The organism is Pseudoalteromonas sp. SR41-4 (genome assembly GCF_014163985.1).
In the GTDB taxonomy this organism is placed as follows: Bacteria; Pseudomonadota; Gammaproteobacteria; order Enterobacterales; family Alteromonadaceae; genus Pseudoalteromonas; species Pseudoalteromonas rhizosphaerae.
On record NZ_JACJEI010000011.1, the window covers coordinates 94,044 to 118,834 of the forward strand.

A 24,791-nucleotide genomic window follows, 5' to 3' on the forward strand; every position below is an offset into this window, starting at 1 on the left:
TTTTTAGTGCTGAAATTAGTTCGCCTAAGTTATCCAAATATTCGCCTCACTCATGTTGGATTGCTTTATTTCTTTCTATTACTGGCATCAAGTAATAAGCGCATTCAAATTGAACTTTAAGTTACCTTAATAGCTTTATTACATAGTTATCAAGCAGTCCTGAAGAGTAGTCCACTCTAACCTCATAACAACCGCCATTATTGTCACTTCTAGAAATTTATCACTCCACTTTTAAGAACACTTTTAACTACAAAACATCCTTTGAAAATAGATAGAACCTATTCAAGTAACGAAAGCCACTGCTCAAATTGCTTAATAGTAGTTTCATGTTTTCTTTTTAGACCCAATTCAGAGCACATCTCTTCTATCGGGTTTAATTTATTATTAGTTTTAGCATGAATAGCTAAGCCCAAAGCTTCTTCATATGCTAATTCTTTCCAGTTTCGTTCATAGCCAAAAGCATTAACACCACGCCAATTTATTAGCTCACAAGTATCTTCAGGTGAAAGCCAGACCGTTGGGGAATAACCGGCGTTATCTTTGATTCCAGCCCATGGAGTTATAAGCTCACGAATATAGTCGACTTGCTTTTTACTTGTACGAGTTAATCCATGTAAATTAGCAATTTCTAAGGCAAGAGTATGCAATGTTATCCCCGGCCTCTCTCTCAAAGTTTCTTTCACAAGCTTTTCTAAACGAGCTTTATATTCAGGCTTGAAGTAATTATTTGCATCGAACTCATCACTTGCAAGGAGCGGTACGCCTCTAGAAATTATATTTTTATTTGGTAAGGTATCTTGCTCTATTGCATTGTGCTCATAATCTTTATGGGTCATTTCTGAATCGACTTCTGCTTCTGCTTCTGCTTCTGCTTCTAACAGCCTATCTTTTTCTCTTTCAAGCTCAAGTATTTCATTCAACTTAAGATCAAGTTTTTTAATAGCTGTTTCAGCATCAACAAAATAATCTGTTGACCACAGTCTAACTATATTCCAACCCAAGCTTTCGAGTATAATTTGCCTTACTCTATCTCTATCCCTAGCTGCTGGTGAGCTGTGATATGTTGCCCCATCACATTCTACTCCCGTAATATAACAACCGGGCTTGTCTGGATGAAGAATACCTAAATCAACTCTGAATTTACTGACACCAACCTGAGTCTGTACCTTCCAGCCTAATTGTCGCAAGTCGTTAGCCACTGCTTGTTCAAAATCACTATCGAATTGATCAACTCCGTGCTCAGCTCTAACAGTTTCGGCAAGTGCTACAGGACCTCTTTCTGCAAACTCTAAATAATGTTTTAGGTGTTCGATTGCAGTAGATGAAGTACGGCTCAAATCAATCATTGATGAACTAAAGCTGCTAAAAACAATTACCTCTGTAGTCGCTCGTGTGATAGCAACGTTTAACCTACGTTCACCGCCTTGCTTATTAAGCGGTCCAAAGTTCATGCTCATAGTCTTCGCTTCAGGCTCAGTTGGACCATATCCTAAGCTAAGCATGATAATGTCTCGTTCATCACCTTGTACTGACTCTAAGTTTTTGACGAATACAGAATCACTTGTTTCAGACTCATGAAAAAACCTCTCAATATCAGGGTTATTCCGTCTAGCTTCATCTAATAAATCTTCAATTGTACGTTGTTGCTCACTATTTAATGTCACTACACCTATAGAATAGTTTTGTAATTGTTTATCAAGCAAACGTCTTGTTATTTCATTAACAACAGCTTGTGCTTCTTTGACATTATTTCTGCCTTTACCTTTTGCATATAGACCATTAACTTTATGCAAGGAGACTGCGGATTCTTTTGTTTCTGATGAAGGATAAGTCACTAATGAGTTTTCGTAATACTTACTATTTGAAAACGCAATAAGAGTCTCGTGTTTGCTACGGTAATGACCCATAAGCCTTTTAAGTGGTAATCGTGCAGCTAAAGCTTGATCTAAAATAGACTCAAGATCTTCTTCATCAGGGGCATCAGATATACCAGCTGAGAAAAAATTTGTTGGAGGCATTTGCTTTGGATCACCAACAATAATAACATTTCGGCCTCTTGCAATAGAGCCAACTGAATCCCATGTTGTCATTTGCGACGCTTCATCAAAAACGACTAAATCAAACCCTTTGAAGTCTGCTGGCAAAAATTGAGCTACTGACAGTGGCGACATCATCATGCATGGTGTTAACTCTAGTAATGATTCGCCTAACTCATTGATTAAAGAACGAATTGGAATGTGCCGTGTTTTCTTCTGAATCTCTTTTGCTAACACACCAAAACGCTGATCATTTTTAGAGTCTTTAATTTCCTTACTAGGTGCTCTATTCGAAGCAAGTGCAATAATATATTCACTGGTTATCTTGGCTATTTTTTCATCTAATTTACAAAAAGCTTCAATTGTTGCTTCATGGGTTGAAGCTTTAAACTCTCTTAGTATATGACTTTCATCGATCATAAGCGGGGCCAACCAGCTATAATAAGCCAACTGAAATTGCTCTGATAACTCTGAAGATGTTACAACACCTGTGCTTAATGCTTGTTCAACAGTCTTAAGACCAACACTATAAATATCAGCTCGTGCGCTGTTCCACTCACACCAGCTTTTTAACTTTGTTTGATTTTTAGTGACTTTAGCCAGTGACTCGCTCAGTTCAACCAAATTTGAATCCAAAGAAACGACAATATTAAAGTCGACCAAATCTTTTTGTACTTTTTCAAATTTATTATATGCAGAGTTAAATTCACCTAATGTTGAAGCCAACATTGAATTATCTAAATAATCTCTGCCATCTACGAAATGTTTATTTATAAGGATAAGAATATTTGTTGGATCATTTGAAAGAGGAAAAACTTCGTTTAACTTAGCTTTCACTAATCTAGCAAATTCAGCTACAGCTATTAACTCTTCTGAAGTTGTTGACCAACCTTTCCAAATATTCATATTTTCAAGCTCAGTTACATCTCTAATGATTCCTTCAGCAATATCTTTGGCTTGTAAGAGAGTCGGTAAATCCGATAAATTATTAAACTTATGAAATCCTAGACTGTTTGCTTGTCCATTAATCTTCCACTTAGCAAGAACAGTTTTAAACCAACTATTACCCGCAGCCTCATACTTTGAGTACCACTCTCTAATTGGGGCAGTTAATAATAGCTTTTCCGATATCGAACTATCTTGCTTACTAATTAATTCATCTAACTTTTCTTTACGTGTTGCAATCTCTTCTATTAACTGCAATCGTTCATTAAAACCCGACTTCAAAACAAAAGAAATATTACGGGCTTTAGCTAACTCTTTTAACTCATGTAACGACTTTAAGGCGGACAAGCTTTTACCGGTTATATCAGGGGCTTTTAATTCTAAAAGAGCTAAAACAGCATTAAATTGCGTGGAGATACCCCCAAACTCAGTGGACCATTCACCAATTTTTTGCACAAGCTGGCTTTGCCAAACATTCGACCATGAGGAAGAATTAACACATGAAAAACTAGTAATATCCAGATCATAGATGTCTTCAAATGCAATTTTAAGCTGTAGAACCGCGTCTTTGAGTGTACCTAAGTCATTTTCTAATGTTTTATCTGCACCCAAATCAAGAGGCCAATCTAAGCTGAATTTAATATTATCTTTGTTTAAAGCAAGTTTAGAAATTGCGTCACGAACAGAGATATCTGACTTCGATTTTTTATGAAGTTCTCTTACATAATCATTTAGCTTATCTTTTTTATCCTTTAGATCAGAGATGTGCATAGCCCAAGTTTCAGGATTCAACCCTTCTCTAAATTGCCATGCTTGACCAAGTTGATCTAGCACAGCTTTTTTGTTTGCTTTATTACTATGTAACTCTAAACAAAGGTGATCCAATCCAACTTTTTGCAACCTTTTGTATACCACGTTCAAGGCCGCCATTTTCTCGGCAACAAATAAGACTTTGCGACCTTTACCAATATTATGAGCAATAATATTAGCAATAGTTTCTGACTTCCCTGTTCCTGGAGGCCCCTCAAGAACAAAGTCTTGCTCTTTCGCTGACGCATCAACAGCGACTAATTGCGAACTATCACAATTCAATGGAGTAAATACTTCAGCAGGATCTATAGCATCGTCAACTTTATGTTGTTCAACAAACTCTGCCATTTGAATATACGGTTCTTTTGGATTGTCGACTAAATGTTGAACAAATTGATTTTCTTTTAAAACTTCTAACCGGTCTCTTAAATCTTTCCACATTAAATATTTTGCAAATGAGAAAGAAGATAGAACTAACTCTTCTACAACTTCAAAACCTTGCTGCTCACTGACTGCTTGCCTAACTTTATGCCAAATAAAAGGAACATCTATCCCGCTATCGTCTTCAGGTAATTCATTTTTAAACTCATTTAAGTTGATATCGTGCTCAGACAATAAAAACTCAATCAAAGTAAGATTAAAAATAGAATCTTCACCTTGTACTTGCTCTATATAGATAGGAGCACGTGCACTTTTACGGGTTAAATTCACAGGTATTAATATCAATGGAGCTTTGAAGCTTCGGCTATCGACCGCGTTCTCTTTCCATTTCAGAAAACCTAGAGCTAAAAATAAAGTATTTGAACCACTTTCTTCTAAATCATTTTTTGCCTTTCTAAAAAGCTCAATCGCACTTTTCTCAACTCGCTTAGGTGGCTGATTAGCTAACAAAACTTTATTTTTTAACTGGTTTAAAGCGTACTCTTTATGAATTTCTGAACCTGTTTGGAAGCGAAATAGTTCACTGTCACGATCAGAGTCAAAATATGGGCTCTCTTGCGTTGATAAAAACTTAAATTTAGTCCCATCAGCTAACATATCTTCCATATTCGCTATGTCTGGGCAATATAATTTAATTGATACCGATCTGTCGTTAAAGTTTAATAACCGGTTACGTTTAGTTAAATCAAGAAGCTTCCTACACCATGATTCAATGCGCGTCTCTGGACTATCTTCAACTATACGTTCTTCAGCTCGCACTGGTGGTAATGGAGGGATTTCAGGCAAAACAAGTTCTATACTTTCACTTGTAGATTCACTTTCAATTCGTGCTTCCTCAATTGTAGATAATGGCTTTATTGATTGTGATCTTGCCTGAGCAATATCTAAAACCATTACAAACTCTTCTTCTTTATCCTCGTCTAATAATCGACGAGCATGTTCTTTAGATTGCTCAAAGGTCACAGCTGATGCGTTAGTAACAAGCGTAGTTTCAAACAATACCAAGTCTCTATTATCAAAACGCTTTCTTATATCTTGAGGATCATCATTACAAAGGATGGGGAGTTTTTCATCGATGAGCCATGCACCAGCAAAGGCATGGCCGTGAGTAATGGCAACAACGGGATTTAAGCCCATAGCTTCAATACAGCTGGAAAATAGAATAGATGAATCCAAACATGCTGCCATCTTAGATTGACTTATATCAGCAGCTAAGCGAATTCGTTGGCCCGTTTTAGCAAAACCTTGTGGTGGACTAACATATGCAAGTTTTTCCTGAAAAATAACGTTCCAGAGTGCTGCCAACATTAAATAAGGCTTCTCTCTAGTATTAGACTGATACCCATCAACAGAACGCCCATGACCGCTATTTTCTAGAACTAAAGCCACCTTTCGAACTAAAGACTCTACATATAAACCATTAGGTTTTACAAAAGCAGCGAGTAAATCTGGCTGACGAGTTTCACCGCCCCAAAAGTTCGCAGGTAATACGCTTACGTTATGCAAACTCTCACTTAAGACTTGCCCATCACTATCCACCAATTCAAAATTAAGGTGTAAAATAACTTCTTCTGTTAAACCAAATAATGTCTCGAAAGGAAATTTAAGTTCTTTAAGCGGTAACTTAATTGACTGACCAGAAGTGACTTCATCAATAAGCCATTCAATCGTAGTTAACCAGCCGTCAATAGCACATAATCTCAATTTAAGGTTTTGAAAAACTGATTTATTATCAGACTCAGGTACTATGATTTGGATATTACGCAGCACTGAATATGAATTTTGCTGAGCAGCTAATGAAAATGTTGAAATAACATCAATATCTAACTGAATTTGATCTTGCTGGAGTAAATCGGTTTCTTCCATGAGAGGCCTTAATCCTTGTTCTTGCTAGGGTAGCAATCATATATTTATTCAATGTAACTATAACATAGAGGTAGGTCAAGGCATGTGTGATACGCTTACAGAGAGCACCGTCAGGTACTTGGGAATAGAAGTTGATGATGCTTAGAAGTATCAAAACAGATAGATGCTTAAATTTGAACCTATGCCAGACTCGAAGTTAGAGTCTGACACTTACCAGAAGCTGACGTTTACAATCTACATCATGTAAAAGATAAGAGTTAACCCTTGCCATTAAAGCAAGCAACCTGCCCCTTCTTATCCAAAATGCTCCTGTCGGTGACAGTTCGGGCATAATGCAATGGTATTCTCAAGCGTATCATCACCTCCTTGGGATAACGGGATAACATGATGTACTTCAAGATAAGGAGTCCCATTTGAGGCCCTATTGAAAGGAGCTGCGTTTTTACAAGATTGGCATTTTCCTCTAGCCCTAACTAACTGTTCTGCAATGACATCCGCATTTCTAACATAGATCTCTTGTTTTACGGTCAGAACACAAGGTTTTCGAGGTGCTGACTTTAGGCGCTCGAGCCGTTCGGTACTCTGTCTATTTTCTGAGTCTTCAACCCTCTCTTTCAGGTCATCAACGATATCTGTAAGTGAATAGCCAGTTTTAATAACAGTGAAACCCAGACTTTCCAAATGCGGACTTATTGTTTTTTGAACACCTTGTGAACGTCGAGTCTTCAATTTTTCACCAAACTGCAACACATACGCACCATAAACAAGAGGTTTGCAGTCATAGCGTTGCCCTTTATAAACTAGGAAATATTCCTTCGATTTAGAAAAGTCATATTTTTCTAAAAATTTGGTTCTACCTAATTTGTCATATTCTCTTATCGCTGCAATTACATATTCTCTTTGTGAAACTTTCAAATACCACATATAAACTCCCTAGATGTGAAACAATCCAACATAAAAATCCAACTCGTGTTTATGCTTTAAATTTACTAATTCATTTTCCGAAGGCGCACTATTGATTTTCATTGAATATAAGTAAATATTTAACCTAAAAATGAAAATAACTTACTAGACTTTCGTGAGCAAATTTAGTTGACCACTACATAGAGGTGACCAATGTGCAATTTTTGCACTTTGGTCAATATCTCAAACTCGCTCTTAGCTGAAGTGCGGTTGAGTGCCTCAGGGCGTGAAGCGGACATTGGTAACGCCGCCTTAAGCTATGGAGTAACAGTTGGCTAAAATGTGAAGCAAAACGGAACCAGCCAACTGTTACGAATCTGACTTTAAGACCTTGATAAATATGCTATTACGACAAGCCGTAAAACTTGCTAATACCTGTACCTAAGACATTAGCAGCGGTAGCCAAAGAAATAGCCCAACTTCCGTTCGCAGCTTTAGAACACATGTTACCAATCCACGAACTTACGTTAGAACCAATTTGAGCAGTATCACTAATAGGTCCGTCACTTTCTATTGCATCCTTTAATTCTGCGATATCATTTTCTGGAACATTATGCTTAGACAAATACTTGGTTAGCTCTTCAAAATTATTTGACTCACTAATAGTCATTTCTAAATTTTGGGTAAGCTCACTGTCAGTAATATCACCTAAAACACCTTGGAAGTTCTTTATATTAATATTTCTACTCATATGCGCCTTTTTAACTTCTTCATTACTAAAACTAAGCCCTTCTCCAGTTACCCCTTCTTGTTCTAATTTCAGAGCCCATTGCAAAATAGTGTTACGAACATTATCAACGACAGGAACCAATGATGTTGCTGAAAAGCTAAGGCGAAATGGGTATTTAGCCTGAAAAAGATCTTGTAATGCTGACAATTGAGAGCCAGTAAAGGGAATTAAAAATCCTTTGTCATGTTTGCTAATAATGCCTTCTATTTCAGCTATTGATTGACGAAAATGAAACACAGATAAAGTATCTTCCATTTCGTTGTCATCAATTTGAACAGGGATTGGACCTCGAATTATGTTTATAGCCTGTAATTCGCCTTTTATACGACGATACATTGGAACTTCATTACCAGAGTTATAACCATTCATCTCAGCTTCAATCCATTGCCTTGAGTCTTCAATTGACAGTTTTATAGCAATAGTAAATGCTTTTCGAAGTAAGGATTGAATTGAAATATTGTCATTCATTGCGTCTGCTTGCAATTCTAAAATTATTGAACTCATATATCCCCGTAAATTTAACCGCTTTATCAGAGGGCAACTTCCCTATTTTTAAGCGAAGATGTCCTTATTTTATGAGCTACTATTAATAGCAAATAGTATAAGTCATTACCAGATATAAATATTATACTTAGGATGGGTTATGTTGTTATGTAAAAAAAGGGGACAGTTTCCTCTTAGAATTACTTAGCTAATTTCGGTTAACCCTGACTGATCACAATTCGCTCCTAGCCCAACTTCGCCAAAGTGCCATGAGCGGACATTCAAAAAATAAATGGCAAAAGGCAAGACGCGACCCCATGTTCCGTTATAGCCCAACTTCGCCAAAGTGCCATGAGCGGACATTCAAAAAATAAATGGCAAAAGGCAAGACGCGACCCCATGTTCCGTTATGAAGAAGTGGTGCGTTAGTGAAGTAGAGCAGCGTATTTTGCTCGGGGCGCCTGATGAATTCACATTTGAGAGGTGGAAAATAGGTAACGTAACAACGCTAACCAGTGATGTTCTGGAACGCATTTCTTATGTGCTTGGTATTTATAAAAATTTAAGAATACTCTTTTCTGAAAAAACACAGGCCAATGAATGGATCAATAAGAAAAACGAAGCTTTTGGTGGTGTTTCAGCGCTAGATTACATGTTGCTTGGGCTAACAGTGCATTTACGCGAAGTCAGGCATTATTTAGATGCTCAGCTTTGACTCGACCGAATCTTACAGTCGTGTATGTGCCATGCGGACTGTCGTGGCCTTAGACTCTTGTTAGCACTTAGCTATATTTTCTATCATAATGACCTCTTAGCAATTAATTTTAGGGTACCACTTACTTGGCTGTATGTGTGCACTGATCGTCTTTGATGCCATAACCTGAGCATCCCCAAAACTCACCAAATTTTCCACTTCGCTTTTCATTGGACGACCACATTTTTCACAAATTTTCATTGAATCTAAACAAGCTGGGTTATTACAAATACTTTCACTTCGGGTATCAATCGATGGAGCATGACATTTAGTGCAAACTCTAGCTTTCCCAACTTTACAGCCTCTGCCTGTACTACAGGCATAAAAGTTTTTAAATTTTCCCTTTATTAACCTCATCACACCTGCTAAGTTTGAAGAAGCGTACTATTCTGAGTCAAAAACTGTCTAGTGAAAGCTGGGAAGTCCATATTTCTGCCATCGTGGACATTAAAAGTTGCGACATATAAATATCCATCTTCCTTTACTAACTTGCCAGCATACGCAAAAACGGAATGAGTTATTAACAGAATTAATACTAAAATCCTTTTCATTATGACTCCTCTTTCTCTAAGCAATCTTCACAAGAATCGGACCACTTCTAGCAATACAAACGCCTTGCCTAACGGCAACAGCTTCAACCCAATGAGTACCTTTATAAAGTGTAGACTCTTTGTGAACATTATTTCCCAAAAAGAACTTACCTCTCAGGCAATCGTTGTTAGCAGCTTCAACTCCAGTATTGACCACCTGCCAATAAATATCTGTTTGTAGATCTAACGCATCTTTTACATTAAACCTAATCCAATGGTGCTTTGGAATGACACTATATGCCGCCAAATCTCCTATAGAAGTTGACGATTTTTCTTTTTGTAAAACAGCTTTCACACTTAATTTAGAAAGCGTATTTACTGTAGGCCACTTAAGTTTCTCGCAATGACTTGGTAACGAATTTGAATTACTTACGGATTTCAACAAAACACTTGGTGCAAACTTATCTCCAAAGATCCGCCGCCAAGCTTTGATTGACTCATCTTTATCCATTTCATGGTATGCATTGTTAATCCAGCCGTTGTATTTCTTTACCTGATTTTTAAAGTTTTGAAATTTATTCTCATCCCAATGGCGATTAAAATTTTCATCACCATCAACAGGGTTGTTTACGATTGGCATAGTGTCATGCTCATCCAGCCATTCATCTAAACGATTGAATAGTGTTTTGAGCGCTGTTGGTAAGTCTTTAAATTTGTGTGTCCCAAACAACTCTTCGGACCATTTAATTTGCGAAGCAAGTAATGTTGTTAACAATATAGACTTCACTGAGAATGTTTGTTTAAAATCTCTTAAATATTTACAAAGGCGTATAACTTTGATCAGGCTATTATTACCTGTGACTGCATTTTGTTGTCTAACCCATTTGCTATATTCTATGCTAGAGCATGGCTCAAACTCATTTGTTAATTTGTTACAAACATATTCTGAACTGACTAATAAGTTAGATTTTCTTATGCAAGGGACGATATCGATATGAAATTCACCAGCATAATTAATATTAACGCACCTTGTCTGGCGCGAGACTTTTCCCCTATAAGAGGCTGAAGTATTCAATGTTTTATATACTTCTTCTATATAGTCTTTAGGCTCCCAACCTTTGATATGCTGAAGATACAAGACAACATCTGCATCAAAGGTGCTCCTTTTGGCGGTTGGCTTAATAATAGTTCTGTGAGCGTAGCTTCCCTGTGGGATAGCTTCGATAAAAGCTTTATTAAAGCTATCGCTTCCTTGAATAAAACTGCTTATCGTCGCTACTCGCTTTTCTAATATATTAATTCGAGATTGATTCAGGTTTACTTCTCTTACTAAAAAATCATTTAAATGTTTAACTAACTTCATGCCACCACCTTATATCCATTCTTACCATCGTTTAACACAACCCCCCAAGGATGTTTCTTATTTTCACTTTTGGGGTTAAAGTGATGAAAAACGATCTTCGGCAAATGGCCTTGGTTTAGTACCGATCCTATTCTGAAAACAAGAGATGCTTGCGCTGTTATTAGAATGTCTAATTTTTCTAAGTTAGGATAATTAGGAATAATGTTACTGTTAATAAATTCCAAAATGCTTTTAGCTAATCGCTCTTGCTTTACTGAACTACTCGCATTGTCATACTTATACTCACCCGAAGCATATGTGACTTCAATCAACGCATTTTCGCTAAACTCATCCTGAATAACATTCTTTCTAATTGGAATGCTAAGTGATATTGCAATTGTTAACGCAGTTGCCTCATAACCTTTGCTATCAACTTCTTCAAACTTCAACAATTCGCCATCATCAAACTCATTATTAAAATGCCATTTTTTCTTTTCACGATCCCAGTCTCCGACGTGTACGTTTTGCATATTACTAATGACATGCCCCGCAGCAGCAACCATTGGAACTGGTGCTACACCTCCATACAGAATATGCTTTTTTGCATTATTAAGTGTATACCCAGAGTCCTGAATATACTGCGGCAATCTACGAATGTTCTGTAACTGAGCTTCTAATTCACCCATATCATTTGTTTGGTGACTATTTACGTGAAGTATTGAAAATGCCTGTGACCGGATACGTTTTAATGCTTTAGGTAAATAATTTTGAATATCGTCAATTCCATGATCAACCAACCCCATATGTCTAACTGCTATCAGTTGGGAGTCATCTGCTTCTTTCTTTTCTCTATATTCACCGTATAAAAGTAATACCAATGACACAACAAACAGCAAAATGAAGAAGCCAGAGTCATTTCCGCCGATTGTAACTGTAACACCCCAAGCCTGAATTGGAATTTGCGCACTGAACGTCTGCGCACCTAATTCACCAAGCGAAGCTAAAAGCATAACCTTAGCAAACCACATTATTGACGGTTTCCGTGATGCCTCTAAAACGCTCTTCAGAAAACTTAAAAAAACTTGAATAAATTTCATAAAGCTATAATACCTTTCCTCTTTCAAAAGACTCTCGCGATTCAGGGTGTTTACCACCACCATACCACTTACCCGTTGCCATCCACCCACTAAAGTACACAAACCACAAGCTAGCCCACGGTACTATTGTGTCGCTAATATACTTACTTGATGTCCATTCATTTGAAGAGGGATAAAACAAGCAAAGCTTTGTTTCCTTTTCATTAAAAATATAAATATGGGGAGGCACTTCACCAACAGTCATCTCATATAAGTTAGGCTCAATTACAAAAACTTGAGGGGAAGTCTTTACATCGTATATCAGTTTAATTTTGAACTGCCCGTGTGCAACACCAACATTAAGCTTGCAATGCCATACAAGCTTCCCATTCTTGATATAACCTTTTCCTTGCGGAAATTTTGCTTTCAAAAAGTAGTGTTGCCTATCCAAGCTAATCGGTTTATCAAAAAATGGTTTCAAAGCAATTTCCCGAAGAAAGTATTTGCCTTGACAGGCGTCGTGGTTGCAGCAACAGAAATAGCTCCTGTTTTAGCTACAAATAGTTTATTTTCTGCTCTACTTTCATTGATAAATTCAAAATGCTTATCAACGGCAGCTTCTGAAGGTTTCTCGCCAATTAACTGATCTAATTTTTTTCTGATTAGAGGCAGTGATTGTACACTGGCTAATTCTCTTAATTTATCAACGAAGTTGGTGTGCCAATAATGAAATGCTTCAACCCTTTTTGTATCTACATTCCATTTTTCTGCAAAGTTCTCATGTTCATTTTTTGGGTTAGTTACCCATATCTCTATTCTGCTATCAACGACCTTTGTTTCAATGTAGCTAGTCATTGATTCAACAACAGTAAGTAAAACTTCCAACTCATTGCCATATAATTGATTAGTAACTGCGTCTCTATAAGCTCTTGAAGCAAGCGTTGTCAGAATGATTGATATTGGTGCTTTTCCCTGATATTGCTCATCCTCATGAAATAACAAATCTCTATGTCGCTTCATTATTTGCACAGCTCTTCTTAAGATGCCTTTAAAAACTTGATGTTTGGGTAGATCCTCAACATTTATTGATTCCATCGAAGCTGTCGCATATCTAAAGTCCTTTTCATCAGAATACGCTGGAACCATATTGGCAATGATGTCAAAATCTTCAGCGTAGCCTTTAGGATTTGAGGCTTTCCAAGCTTTTAATTTTTTATCTGGTACTGAAATAGCACCATATTCATTGGCATTATTTTGATCTGGTATACCGGGAGTAATATCTAGGTGAAAGTTGTCTGCATAATTAATACGACACCCGCGATTTAACTCACTAACCAACCCGTCATAGTTACCATTTTCTTTTAACCTATCAATAACCTTTCTACGGCACTCATCAGGATGTATATGTTCTGCGTTAGGAAGAAAACAAATAAAATCTAAGTCAAACTCAGCTCTAAATGGAGGCTTTGTTGTTGTTCCAATTCGTTGACTTCCCTGAGGATAAATTTCAGCATTATCAAATATTTTGTCTTCACTTTTAGCTAACCATTCACCAACTGACTGATAACTTTTTTCAACCCTCTCTCTTTTACTTTCTGAAAGCTCTAGTGATTGACAAGCATATTCCAGCAGTTCAGTTAACAGTCTTAACTGTTTTGTTGATAGTGATGCAAAATTATTTTTGTATAGTTTGGCAGTCATCGGGACCCCTATTGATATTATTGTTTACTCACCTCCATATAAACTGTACTTTTTTCATCCAATAAAAGCATAACAACAACTATGATGTATCACTAGGATACAGTCAAGGTATTATTGAGTTTATTTTCCCACTCTCTGAGATATGCAATAATAATCTTTCCTGTACATTGAAGCGTTAGTTATGGTATAAATCCTCCTAAATTAATGGTTGTACAAGAGTTTTATAAATGACTGATCTTAAAAAGATTCCTAGCAGTCAGATTGAAAGGTTACGATATATAGAGTTTTCCCTGAAATTTTTAGGGGTATTTTCTAGAGCTGATTTGATTGAAAGATTTGGTATTGGAACGGCTGCTGCAAGTAGAGACATAGCAAAATATAAGGAATTAGCGCCTCAAAATTTTGATCATTCTTCAAATTCTAGGAACTTTGCACTAAATAATAACTGGAAATCTTTATTTGAATTTGAATCGTCTGAAGTATTAAATCAACTTACAGGTAGAACCCTGCACACCACTAATCGGATATATATTTCAAATGATATTCTCGATATGATCGATAGCCCAAATATTGAGTTAGTTGCAGCTATCTCAAGAGCTATTTTCAATAAGAAAGCTATTGAAGTAGATTATTTTTCGAAATCTAATGGATTGAGTACCAAAATAATCGTACCTCATGCATTCGTTTATAACGGAACTCGCTGGCATATGAGAGGGTATGACAGAAAAAGGGAAAGGTTTGCTGATTTTGTCATTTCAAGATTTCAAGCAGCTAGAAGTAGTGATGTAGATGTGTACGACAATGAACGTCAAAAACAAGATGATCAGTGGAATAGAATTGTTAAATTAGAAATCATCCCCCATCCCGATTTTTCTAACCCAGAAGCATTAGCTAATGAGTTTAATATGAAAAATGGTGTGTTAGAGAAGAGAGTAAGAGCATCATCAGTCGGTTACTATCTACAAAAACTCTATGTAGATTGTGCCAAAGAGGCCACTAAAGGTGAACATTATTTCCGCCTTAGACTTAAAAATAGATTGGCTCTTTATGGTGTGGAAAATTTAGGATTGGCTCCTAATTTTGACGGGTTTGAAGAATAGTCTTTAATTACCATTTAACTAAAGACTATTTTCGGGAATATTACAAAGAAATGTTCATGTTATGCTTAACTTTGTAATGAGATGAATAAGTTATAACTTGAACTAATACAGTTATTGCTAGTTTCACCTATTACAAAAGCACTCTACAAATCCGAAGCTGAACTAAAACCTATCTTTAGTAAGGTGCCAACCAGCTCCATACCTACATTTGTATGGTCGAAGGCTTATACCTTGCTCATCATAGATGATATCAGCACGTAATCGAGCTTCACGCTTAGATCTATATGCATCTTTAACAGTCCCGTCTCCACCTGTACAACGCTCACATTTTTGACTTGGGGTTTGTCGATTTTTTGGCGATAAATGCCAATAATTACAATTCCTACATTTATATGGTGCTAAATCATTGCCGTAATTTTCTTTTGCATAATTAGCAGCTTCCTGCGCCTCTTCTTCAAATAAATATTCAGATAGTGGCTGACCAGATACTTTCCCAAAGCAAGTTTCACTCTTCATATCAGCCCCTTAATAATTAATTACATCAATATCAATGCTGCGATACCTTGATAGAAATGTTTTAGGATTAAACTTAATCTGAGTCAGCGCATCTTCAATACCGCAATTAATTATACTATCGCTGTATTTATAACCTTTATTACCCGATGAATTCTGATAGAAGCGACCATGAGGATCTATCATTAAATAAGATTCTGTCATAGTTGAATTAGATTCCGGAAAAAGTGGTAATCCTAAGCCACTATGTCTTTTTACAAATTGATGAAATTTATCTTTTGAAACCAATAATTCATTATTATCAGACGGCATGACATGTAGAACCTTCCATTTGTAAGGCTGTATTTCATCAATCAGATCTGAAAAATCCTCCTCCCAATTTAGACTGCTTACGACAGTGTTTATTTTAGTTTTTACTCCGTGTTGGCTATTAACTAAGTTTTTAATAGATAGTTTTAAATCGTCGGCGCTTAACGAATTACCCTTCCTATCTATTCGACCAATTTCCTTGCGTGTATTTAAGTATTGGCTATCAAAACTAATACCTATCATATCTAACAAATTTTCAGGAAAGTCTATTTTGTTATTTATTAAATAATGACCATTAGTAATAATCGACGTTTTAAACCCCTTCTGCTTAGCTAGTTGCAAGGCGATATAAAAGGTACTTCCTAACATCATTGGCTCACCGCCTGCAAAATTCAGTCGAACGTCTTCGTAGTGCAACTCACTCTTTAACGTTGGTGAGCCTTTGATAAAATAATTAGCTAAATGATCAAGGAGACTTTCTATATCTTCTAAAGAGCGGTGTAATTCTTTAGGACGCCCCCACTTTGCAAAGCAGTATTTGCAGCTGTAATTACAGACTTCAGTTATATGCCAATTAATCACTAGCTCTTTAATAGATGCATTTTGAGTATTAATTAATTCCATTGTTTAGCTCCTCCTAATCCATTAGAGAAAGAGCTGTTTCTTTTGAAATTTAGTTCATAGTTTTGTCTATTAAATAACTGAAAATTAAATTTATCAGATGAGCGTATTAAAAGTAGTCGGTAGTTTCTTCCAATACGAAACCGTATAAGAGAGTTATTACACTTTATTTTTTGACCACCAAACCACGAATATGGCTTACCTGTTGCAATGGCATTAATTAAACTTTCAATTTTACTTCGCTGGTTAGCTGAAAGGTTTTTCCATAAGCAAGTGTTGAAACTATTAATAAATAGTTGAGGGCTATTTTCTTTTTTTAACTCTTTTTCAAAGGTTAAAGGATGTTTTGATGATGACATATTTGAGCACCTTTTTGTTGTTGGTGCTCCTATACGCTAATGAAAGTATTTTTTTTCGCTTTTTATTTATGAAGGCAGTAAAACAATAGTCGTGACAGATTTTGCATCTCTTAAAGCTAATTCAAGCTCATTATTTTTGCTATCAGCATCTACAAAAGTAAGTAATACAGCGCCTTCATGTGGTAAAAAATCCCAAGCATCACTTGAGTTAATCCACCCATCACCGCTGTTATATGAATAATAAATACTAATTAATGCTTCAGTATTAAATTTAATTTTTAGCTCTGACCCTAGCTCGATAACTTGTTGAGTCCCCCACTCAACAGCAACTTCTAATGAACTACTCTCATCATTAACTTGAGCGTTACTTAAAGTAGCGCTAAACAAATCAGGGCTAGGGCTGAAAATACTGATAGAGGGAGCATCAAAGCTTTTTTTTGCGAAAGATTTCACTTTTTTATAATTAGTCACCAAAGAAGGCCATTTAACGACAAAACGACAAAACGCATCTAATTTTTCACGGCGCTTTACAGCATTACTCCAAAGCTGCTCAGCTTCAGGATGACTCAATAACTCAGTCCATACTGAGTTCTCAGACTCTATACCTTGCACCATTTCATCCAAAGTTAGTTTATCAAGTTTCATCTTGTAACTCCTTGAGTGATGATGGTTTGGCTTTAAGCAATTTTAATTTTTTCATACAAATTAAGCGTTCAGGGTCACTTTTGTTTATTTCATATACATCTAACAATGCACTTTTAGCAATCGATTTAAATAGTGAGCGCTCTAAAACATCGCGATCATCAATGCTAGATAATATTTCGTGAAATTGATGAATGATATTTTTAATTGCTATTCTAACCTTATGTTTTTCCTGATGTGACTCAGTTTTATTCGCTACATATTGAGGCCGATTCAAACCTTTAATTAGATACTTTTTTTTATAGTAATCAAAGTTTCCAAATCGACTATCTAAATTTAAAAACAAAGTTAAATACCTAAAAGACGCATCTGCTTTATAACGTGTTTTTTGAGTGTCTGAAACCTCATTTTTTATCTCATCTAAATCAGCATAATTTTTTAGGCTCTTTGATGAAGCTAACTCCCTTAACAGTTTCTTATTAGCAAGCAACCAATACCCAATGATGTCAGGTGCTACACAATGATTTAATTGTCCTAAATTGCTTGCTAACTCTCTTATTTTTAAATCATTATCTACAGACTGGGAAGATTGATAGTTCTCTTCTAGCTCGACTTTAACTCTATTTCCGGTATATACCTTTCCTGCTGTTTTATACTTAGCCCAGAAAGCTATCTGGGAGAACAGACGAATGTCCTTAGGTATTCCAATAGGTAAATTACTAACCTCAAACTGCTCTGCACAAAATAAGTTAATAATTTTATTTTTAGCCCTATCTTGACTCTGAAAAGCCGAATACGCAGTCTGTTCGTCGAATTCTTCTAAACCCTGATCTATTGTTAATTCAATTATTACCCTATTAGATTCTATATATTCATTGCGCCCATTGAGGGACCAATCATGAATAAGAAGTAAGTCATCTTGCATGTTTTACAAAGCCTGATTTTAAATTCAATTTTAATAAAAGCGCATTTACTTGATGCTGTTCGTCAGATGATAAATTTACTTTTGGAATAAAAATGTTTGTCTGCTCATTTACACCGCAAAACCGCAACCCCGCCCAAGCAGATGGGTGCTTAAAGTTATATTCTAAAAGATTAAAATCAATTTCACTTGAGTTCTTTATTTTACCCGAAAGCACAGGCCCCATTAGAGCATCTAGTGATTGGTTTGTAGAGTTACATCCAATTGAACACAAATAATCCTTTTCACCGTTTAATTTGATTCTACGTAGTTCCTCATCCGCTCCCAGCTCGACCCACCACTGCTGCGCGCTAAGCAAAGCTTCTGAAGCCCCCATACCATTTATAACGAGGTTATCGTACTTTGATTTTATATGCGCGGTAACAATTTCAGGAATTGGCCATAATGAACCTATGGCTGTTTTGGCGCCATATTCTAGCATTCTCATATCTAAGCCAAGAGCTTCATTCACTTGGCTCGAAAAAAAGTTTAATGGTATATTCGCCCCGCTTTGACAAGCCCATAGCTCTATTCGCTCAGATCCTCTCACCGCATCACGCATTTCAACATCACGAAGCGTATAGTCGCGAATTAACAAAGATGGTCTCTCAGGGTATTTATGCTCACAGTGACCGTAAAAGCTAAATACCTCTGATTGAGTTAATTGATTAACAACATTCTCAATAGTTTGAGTATCTTTATAGATTATTTTATTTTGCACTGCGACATTTTCAAATAAAGTACCGCCTCCGCATACATTCGTATCACATGTTTTTTTATCAAAATAGTTAACTCGCTGATATAAATACATGAGTGAAGGCAACCAGTTAACTTCATTCACTAAATTATACAGTTTCTCACCAACTTTACCTGTCGCGGACCAAGGTATGTGTGATGCAAAGAAAGAAGGGAGTAATGAAACTTTTAGCAAATGGCTAGGAAGTATCGCTTTCCAATCAATAAAACTTAGATCCCACTCTATATTCGCATCTTTGTTATTAGCTACAAATGCAGCAATATTATTAACAAGATCCTCCGGCATATTAAATGAGTAGCCCTTTGCTATAATTTCGTTATTTTGCAGATACGCAACAATAACCAACGCATCATCATAATGATCTTCAATATCTATCTTTACTAAAACTTGCTCAGGGTGAGAGTAAATAGCTTCAGTTAAATCGTCCAAAGTAATTTGATAGGTACGCTGTCTTGCTTTTAAATAATCAGGGTCTAACTCATCGGTTAGCTTTCCCAGTTTCTTAAAATCTGTTAAGCATATATTTGCTTTTTGTTTTAAATAATTTATGGGGTCAGTCGCTTTGCTCGCAGACTCTACAATAGAGGCATATAACCTTTTATCAAATAACGAAGCATTATCTATGTTGAATTGTTTTTTTTCTTGAGGCTTCATTAATAAGGCAGAATCAAACAGCCATTGTTTTAAATGTTTTTTTTCTGTCTTTCCCCCCATAAGCGCTAATTCATTTAAACAATAATAAACACTACCTAACTGCCTCTTAGCACTCAGTAGTACTTGCGTTACTGGATTCTTGGAATAAAGCCAGAATGTGCTCGCGCTCTCGCAAAAACGCATTCCGCTTGAGTTTTCCAATGTAATAAATGCGCGCAAAGCAGCATCTCGTCTTACTAAAACCCTAGCTAAGCCTGAGCTTGCTTGCTGAATCAATACACTAACCCTATCAGACTCCTGATCGGTTTCGGTTGATTGTCGGCTTTTCATTAATGATTGTAGTTTTGCAGATAATATTTTTATATCACTATCTGATTGGCTTTTATTTGCGCTCATCACCAGCTGCATTATCTCAATGGTAGGGTTTGATATATCCAAGTAGGGGTTAGCTCCCATCAAAACCGAAGGATCAATACCAAACATTGGTGCCATTTCAAGAATTTCATGGCATACAGCTTTATGCTGATCATCTTGAGAAAAGTGATTTAATCTTACAAATGTAAGCAATAAAACTTGCTCAGGTTTCATACTCATATAGTTTTCTAACCCTTGATTGGGAAAGTTAGCTCGCGACCAGCTAAGTGCCTCCAAAAAACATTGATATGATTTTAATTGGGCATCACAGGCTTCACCTTTTCTTTCTATATCAAATAACGTTGCTGATAAATTTAGATAGATAACCGAAAGCTCGTTTAAACGAACAAAAGAAGGTAGAGGCTTTTCTAATATGCTAATAGCAGCCTTATGCAAGCTTACTGACTCGATTAAACTTTCTTCACCACCAAGGTGCCATAAGTGTTCATTAGCGGCTCTTCGGTACGCAGCCCCTAACTGAGATAAACTTGATGCGTGTTTCTCTGGAAATTGCTTGCGCTGTTTACTTTCAATAGCGCGATTAAAATACACTTCAGCTTTTTTTAAGTTTGAGTGCGGTGCTCCTGCAATGTGTGCAAAATGAGTAAAGTAAAAAACACCTAAGTCATGACATGCAGCAGCCTTTGCATATTCATTTTTTGCAGCTATTTTTATAGCTCTTAAGAAGCTTTGCTCAGCTTGTTTTAAATTGCTGGCTTCTGAGCTAGTACTAGATAATCGAACACCTTCATCAATACATTTATAATAGCTAGGCTTTACTTTTTTAGACTGTATTTTATGTTGTGATAAAGCGTAGTTCATAAATTCCTTTTGACCTTTGAAATCCATTTTTTACCTTTTTTAATTTTTAGCTAGACCTGTTCCCGCAAAAATTGCTCAGCGAAATTGATAGGAATGATTTATTTTGCAGGATAAGTCAGGCTTATAGTTGGCCATAAGACATTACCGTGCGTGAATAATATCTATTTGATCACAGTCACCCGGTGGGTTGAAGGTTGAAAAAAACAATTAAGATTAGGAAAATAAGCTCCTAAAAAGAGTAGTTCTAAAGCCTCAAGGCCAAGCTAAGCGGCGTGAAATAGTTCACTAACATTTGTGGGGCACGAACGGATGCCAACTGTTTTTACATCCGTTTGAGCGCCTTATGCTTCGTTTTCATCTGTGCTAGCAGGTGGTTCTCTTCTTTCTTTAGCTACACCACATATAGTTACTTTGAAACCTTTTTGAGTAAGGTTCTCGTATGCTTTTACTAAGTTTATTTTACTGAAAAATGGTAGAGCTGATTTTACTGTCGAATTATCATCACCTAAAACAAGATATACAACCTCATAATCTGAGCTACTAATTCCATTTAATGGAATTAGTGAGTCTAAATCAGAGCGAATACTTCGTAGTTTTATTCTTGCCTTTTTTCTGAACTCTCTATCTGAAATTGTCACTTCAGCAGCAACATAACCTTGTGCGAATAAATGGCTTAGACCTGATGAACCGCCTTTTTTGTGTTTGACATGAATTAGTTGTTTATCGTCTGTCATTAAATCACAGAGCTCGATTGCTGATGTTGTAGTTCTACTTTGTATTAATTTTTTATCGAGTAAATGATATGATTTTAATATTGCAGCTCGCTCATTATAGTCACCTTCAGATTCAATTTTTTCTTTGTCTTCATGTGTCCAATTATGAACTGTCGGAAACTCTAAATCTGATATTTGAATTTGGGCGAGAGCACGATCTAACTCAACAATGAAATCGTTATCTATTTCAAACCAATCCCCTGAAAAGAGAATGAAAGTTTTACTTGCATCGGTATGTTCAAAATATAAACTTTTGTATAATGAATGTTGAACTTCATTTGAATCTAAATCGTAAATAAATAGTTTATGGTTTTTTAACGTATTTAATGTAATTGAATCATCACCAAGACTATTTAAGTAATCTTCGATAATCAAAGTAGGATAAACGGTATCTTTAGAGCGAGTAAAACTGAAACCAGATATTTTGTCCCATGAAACGACTTCAGGTGCAGTAATAGCCAAGTCTGTCGCATTTTTAACATCAATTGCGGCTCTTAAAACCTCATCAAGCTCGCTTTTCTTAGTGTCATTTTTCAATCTTCGAATATTATCAACCCACGAGAATTGCTCCTTGTAGGATTCTTCTGTGTAATAAGAAATCAAAGATTGAGATGTTTCAATTAAATCTTCAAACTCAATGTACGCACTAAATGAATACACATAGTCACCACCTGAAATGGATTGAAATGAAATCCCCTCTTTGGCATTACCTGTTACTGCTCTCAATATATCTTTAGAGACATCAATACCAAAGACATCTACAGAAGAGCTTCTAACTGCTTGCGTTCTTTTTTGAACAGCAGAACGATCCACAGTAAAAATATCAACACTCTTTAAACTATCGTGCCTCAAAGTATTTAGAGCTGTTCTTATGCCAAAGTCAGGTAAAAAACGATCTTGATCCAACATAAATCGTCCATAGCCAAATGTATACGCCACGACTCGGTCATTAACTTCTATTAGTAAAACCGCCGAGCTTGACCTATTTGATAATTCCAAATTTCCAGTAATACCAGAATTAATAAATGGTGTCCAAGTAGGTTGTTTTTCTTCTGTAGCTTTTACATATAACCGACCAGATAAGTTTTCACTACCACTTAATTCGAAGTTTTGATAATTTCCAGAAGATAGGAAGTTTTCAAGATCATCGTATTCAGTATCAGGTTTTGATAAAAAAGCTTTAAGGCTTACATATGGTTTTTCAACACTCAATTTAGATCCCTCTAATGTAAAACTCGAAATTTGATAGGAAGCATCACAACTTTACCAGAGGGTACTTTCCCTAATTTAGCGCGAAAACGTCCTTATTTTGTGAACTCATATAAATAGCAAATAGTGTAAGTTATTACCAGCTATAAACATTATGCTTTCTGTAACTTATATATAAGAAAAGTTTCCTCTTATTCTTACTAGGTTAATGACTATATCTCGCTCTAAGCCGAACTTCGTCAAAGTGCCATTTGCGGACATTGGTAACGCTTTATTATAAGCAAACACGATAGATGTATTCACTAAAAATCCGCTCTACTTCTTCCCTTATTGGAGTAAAGAAAAACTTTTTTCCAAGTAAAACTAAACATTGGTTTTCAGTGTCAATTAATTTGAATATTTTTCCAACTGCTTCTGTAGTGGTCAACTAATTTTGGCCACAGTTTTAAAATTTTGGTATATAACCTCAGATTCATTTGGCGCTACAGCCTAAAGCACTTTGTGAACATACAGCCCGCAATATCGCTTCTTTATTAGTGCCCTAATATCATCAAGAGAAGTTAAAGCGCGAATATCATCCATTGTGATAACAATAACTCTTATTCCATCTTGCAAGGCGCTAGTTAAAATCCCTACTGCCCCAGGATCGGTGCCATCACCTCTCACAAAACCGCCAGTAACTCCGTTGGCTGCTACAAAAATTCCAGTAGTTAGTGCACGCCTTCTTACTTTGTTTACGAAGTTATCTAATACTGGGGCGCCAACTGTAGCACTCCAATTTTTACATTCAACCAGTATGATTGAATCCCATGGGCGTAATATTTCTTCAGTTTGAGCGTTCCAAAGTACTATGTCTATTTCTTCAGAAGGCATCCGAATATCATGCTCAGTAACATCCACACCATCTAGGTGTTCAAACATATATATCGACAAAAGCTCGAAGGACTGACCTTTCTGCTGATTTGTGGTCGCTGCATCAACTTGAGTAATTAAGGCTCTAAAATGATTAATATCAAACATCTCTAGAACTCCTGACCGTAAAGGAGCTCTCTAACTTTTGATTTCACGAGAAATAGTAAGTCACTAGGATTTCTTACGTTTATAAGATCGTCTCGATCCAACGCGATAGCGTTGATACCCTCTTCAACACGAAACCTATTAAGTAAATTTTTAGTCCTTTTATCATTTAATCCAGTAGTTGCTAGAATAAGCCCTTTAATTCCTGACTTTTTACTCATATGGAGGAACTGATGGAGCATTGAGCTATTCATTGATCCAATAGCTTTAATTTCTACTGCTATTGGATTTCCTAAAATGGACAGCTCTGAGTCTTCTTGTGAGTTCCAAATTACAAGATCAAACCCCCGATCTCTTCTGCTATCAGACTCAATAACTTCCCAGCCTTCGATGCCCGCCGCGATCTCTGCAAACCACCTCTCAAACAATCGGCCTCTTCTAGAACCCTCCGCGGCAAACAAATCACGAAAATTCCTAGACGAGCTAAAGTCCAGAGATACAGAATATTGCTTTTGCTCACTTCTAGGACCGAGATAACCAGATTTTTTTCTAGTCGCATCTTCGATAGCTTCTTTGAGTTGAAACATAAAATTGTTATTAAAAAGGCTACGTTGAGATGTACTTAAAATACGCTGCCCTCGGATCTCTGGAGGTAGAGAGTATTCGTGGTCGGTAACGATAACTACAGGCTTTCTGGCCCCATGTGCAAGCCCTATTTGATAATAGAGGCTATCATTTTTATGATTCACGAAAGCAATCAACACATCACATAGATTGATTAATCCCCAAATAGCTCCCGAGATGGTCTCTTGAAGTTGAAAGTCTTCAATTGTTTCGATTTCATACCCTTCAATTTCAGAGATATGCTTGAGTGCATTTTTTAGCTCGTCTGCTTCATAAGAAAAGCTATTCAAAATTCCAATTCTTTTCATTCTTCACTCATATATTTCGAATAATATCTGT

18 protein-coding genes are annotated in these 24,791 nt (G+C 36.3%); 2 read left to right on the top strand and 16 right to left on the bottom strand.

Going from position 1 to position 24,791, the window contains the following annotated elements; translation table 11 throughout:
* Positions 1-278: 278 nt before the first annotated feature.
* From H5180_RS10965 to H5180_RS10975, 3 genes are all read right to left on the bottom strand, one after another.
* Entirely contained in the window at positions 279-6,098 is a 5,820-nt protein-coding gene (locus tag H5180_RS10965) for a DUF4011 domain-containing protein (RefSeq protein ID WP_182758219.1), read from the bottom strand.
* A gap of 294 nt (positions 6,099-6,392) precedes the next feature.
* A complete protein-coding gene (locus H5180_RS10970; protein ID WP_182758220.1) occupies positions 6,393-7,022 on the bottom strand; it encodes an HNH endonuclease in 630 nt (209 codons plus the stop codon).
* 385 nt (positions 7,023-7,407) lie between these two features.
* Positions 7,408-8,295 carry a hypothetical protein gene (locus H5180_RS10975; protein WP_182758221.1) on the bottom strand — a complete coding sequence of 296 codons (888 nt, stop codon included), beginning with the start codon at positions 8,293-8,295 and terminating at the stop codon, positions 7,408-7,410.
* A gap of 388 nt (positions 8,296-8,683) precedes the next feature.
* Between H5180_RS10975 and H5180_RS10980 the strand changes: the two genes are divergently transcribed.
* Entirely contained in the window at positions 8,684-8,989 is a 306-nt protein-coding gene (locus H5180_RS10980) for an MbcA/ParS/Xre antitoxin family protein (protein WP_182758222.1), read from the top strand.
* 606 nt (positions 8,990-9,595) lie between these two features.
* On the opposite strand, the gene H5180_RS10985 is transcribed toward H5180_RS10980, so the two are convergent.
* Genes H5180_RS10985 through H5180_RS11000 form a run of 4 tightly spaced genes read right to left on the bottom strand, consistent with a single transcriptional unit; the run spans position 9,596 to position 13,677 of the window.
* Positions 9,596-10,921, bottom strand: coding sequence for an SMODS domain-containing nucleotidyltransferase (locus H5180_RS10985; protein WP_182758223.1), 1,326 nt, complete (start codon positions 10,919-10,921; stop codon positions 9,596-9,598).
* Positions 10,918-11,997: an SAVED domain-containing protein gene (locus H5180_RS10990; RefSeq protein WP_182758224.1), complete on the bottom strand. Its 1,080-nt coding sequence runs from the start codon at positions 11,995-11,997 to the stop codon at positions 10,918-10,920. The genes H5180_RS10985 and H5180_RS10990 overlap by 4 nt, the downstream gene beginning before the upstream one ends.
* Before the next feature lie 4 nt (positions 11,998-12,001).
* Positions 12,002-12,457, bottom strand: a complete 456-nt coding sequence (locus H5180_RS10995) for a hypothetical protein (RefSeq protein WP_182758225.1) — start codon at positions 12,455-12,457, stop codon at positions 12,002-12,004.
* Positions 12,454-13,677: a nucleotidyltransferase gene (locus H5180_RS11000; protein ID WP_182758226.1), complete on the bottom strand. Its 1,224-nt coding sequence runs from the start codon at positions 13,675-13,677 to the stop codon at positions 12,454-12,456. The genes H5180_RS10995 and H5180_RS11000 overlap by 4 nt, the downstream gene beginning before the upstream one ends.
* 227 nt (positions 13,678-13,904) lie before the next feature.
* Between H5180_RS11000 and H5180_RS11005 the strand changes: the two genes are divergently transcribed.
* On the top strand, positions 13,905-14,777 hold the full coding sequence (locus H5180_RS11005; protein ID WP_182758227.1) for a WYL domain-containing protein: 873 nt from the start codon (positions 13,905-13,907) through the stop codon (positions 14,775-14,777).
* Positions 14,778-14,939: 162 nt separating this feature from the next.
* Here H5180_RS11005 and H5180_RS11010 read toward each other — a convergent pair whose 3' ends face one another.
* The 9 genes from H5180_RS11010 to H5180_RS11050 form a co-directional block, all read right to left on the bottom strand.
* Complete coding sequence (locus H5180_RS11010; protein ID WP_182758228.1) at positions 14,940-15,293, bottom strand: hypothetical protein; 354 nt, start codon at positions 15,291-15,293, stop codon at positions 14,940-14,942.
* Positions 15,294-15,302: 9 nt separating this feature from the next.
* Positions 15,303-16,223 (bottom strand): viperin family antiviral radical SAM protein, encoded by a 921-nt coding sequence (locus H5180_RS11015; protein WP_182758229.1) that lies wholly within the window; start codon positions 16,221-16,223, stop codon positions 15,303-15,305.
* Positions 16,214-16,579 (bottom strand): hypothetical protein, encoded by a 366-nt coding sequence (locus tag H5180_RS11020; RefSeq protein ID WP_182758230.1) that lies wholly within the window; start codon positions 16,577-16,579, stop codon positions 16,214-16,216. The genes H5180_RS11015 and H5180_RS11020 overlap by 10 nt, the downstream gene beginning before the upstream one ends.
* 66 nt (positions 16,580-16,645) lie before the next feature.
* A complete protein-coding gene (locus tag H5180_RS11025) occupies positions 16,646-17,224 on the bottom strand; it encodes a hypothetical protein (protein ID WP_182758231.1) in 579 nt (192 codons plus the stop codon).
* Positions 17,214-18,146, bottom strand: a complete 933-nt coding sequence (locus H5180_RS11030) for a hypothetical protein (protein WP_182758232.1) — start codon at positions 18,144-18,146, stop codon at positions 17,214-17,216. Before H5180_RS11030 ends, H5180_RS11025 begins: the two co-directional genes overlap by 11 nt.
* Positions 18,136-20,403, bottom strand: coding sequence for a CHAT domain-containing protein (locus tag H5180_RS11035; protein WP_182758233.1), 2,268 nt, complete (start codon positions 20,401-20,403; stop codon positions 18,136-18,138). The genes H5180_RS11030 and H5180_RS11035 overlap by 11 nt, the downstream gene beginning before the upstream one ends.
* 767 nt (positions 20,404-21,170) lie before the next feature.
* Positions 21,171-22,814, bottom strand: a complete 1,644-nt coding sequence (locus H5180_RS11040) for a DUF6119 family protein (protein ID WP_182758234.1) — start codon at positions 22,812-22,814, stop codon at positions 21,171-21,173.
* Positions 22,815-23,300: 486 nt separating this feature from the next.
* Positions 23,301-23,831: a restriction endonuclease gene (locus tag H5180_RS11045; RefSeq protein ID WP_182758235.1), complete on the bottom strand. Its 531-nt coding sequence runs from the start codon at positions 23,829-23,831 to the stop codon at positions 23,301-23,303.
* Positions 23,832-23,833: 2 nt separating this feature from the next.
* Positions 23,834-24,760 carry a restriction endonuclease gene (locus H5180_RS11050; RefSeq protein ID WP_182758236.1) on the bottom strand — a complete coding sequence of 309 codons (927 nt, stop codon included), beginning with the start codon at positions 24,758-24,760 and terminating at the stop codon, positions 23,834-23,836.
* Positions 24,761-24,791: the final 31 nt, after the last annotated feature.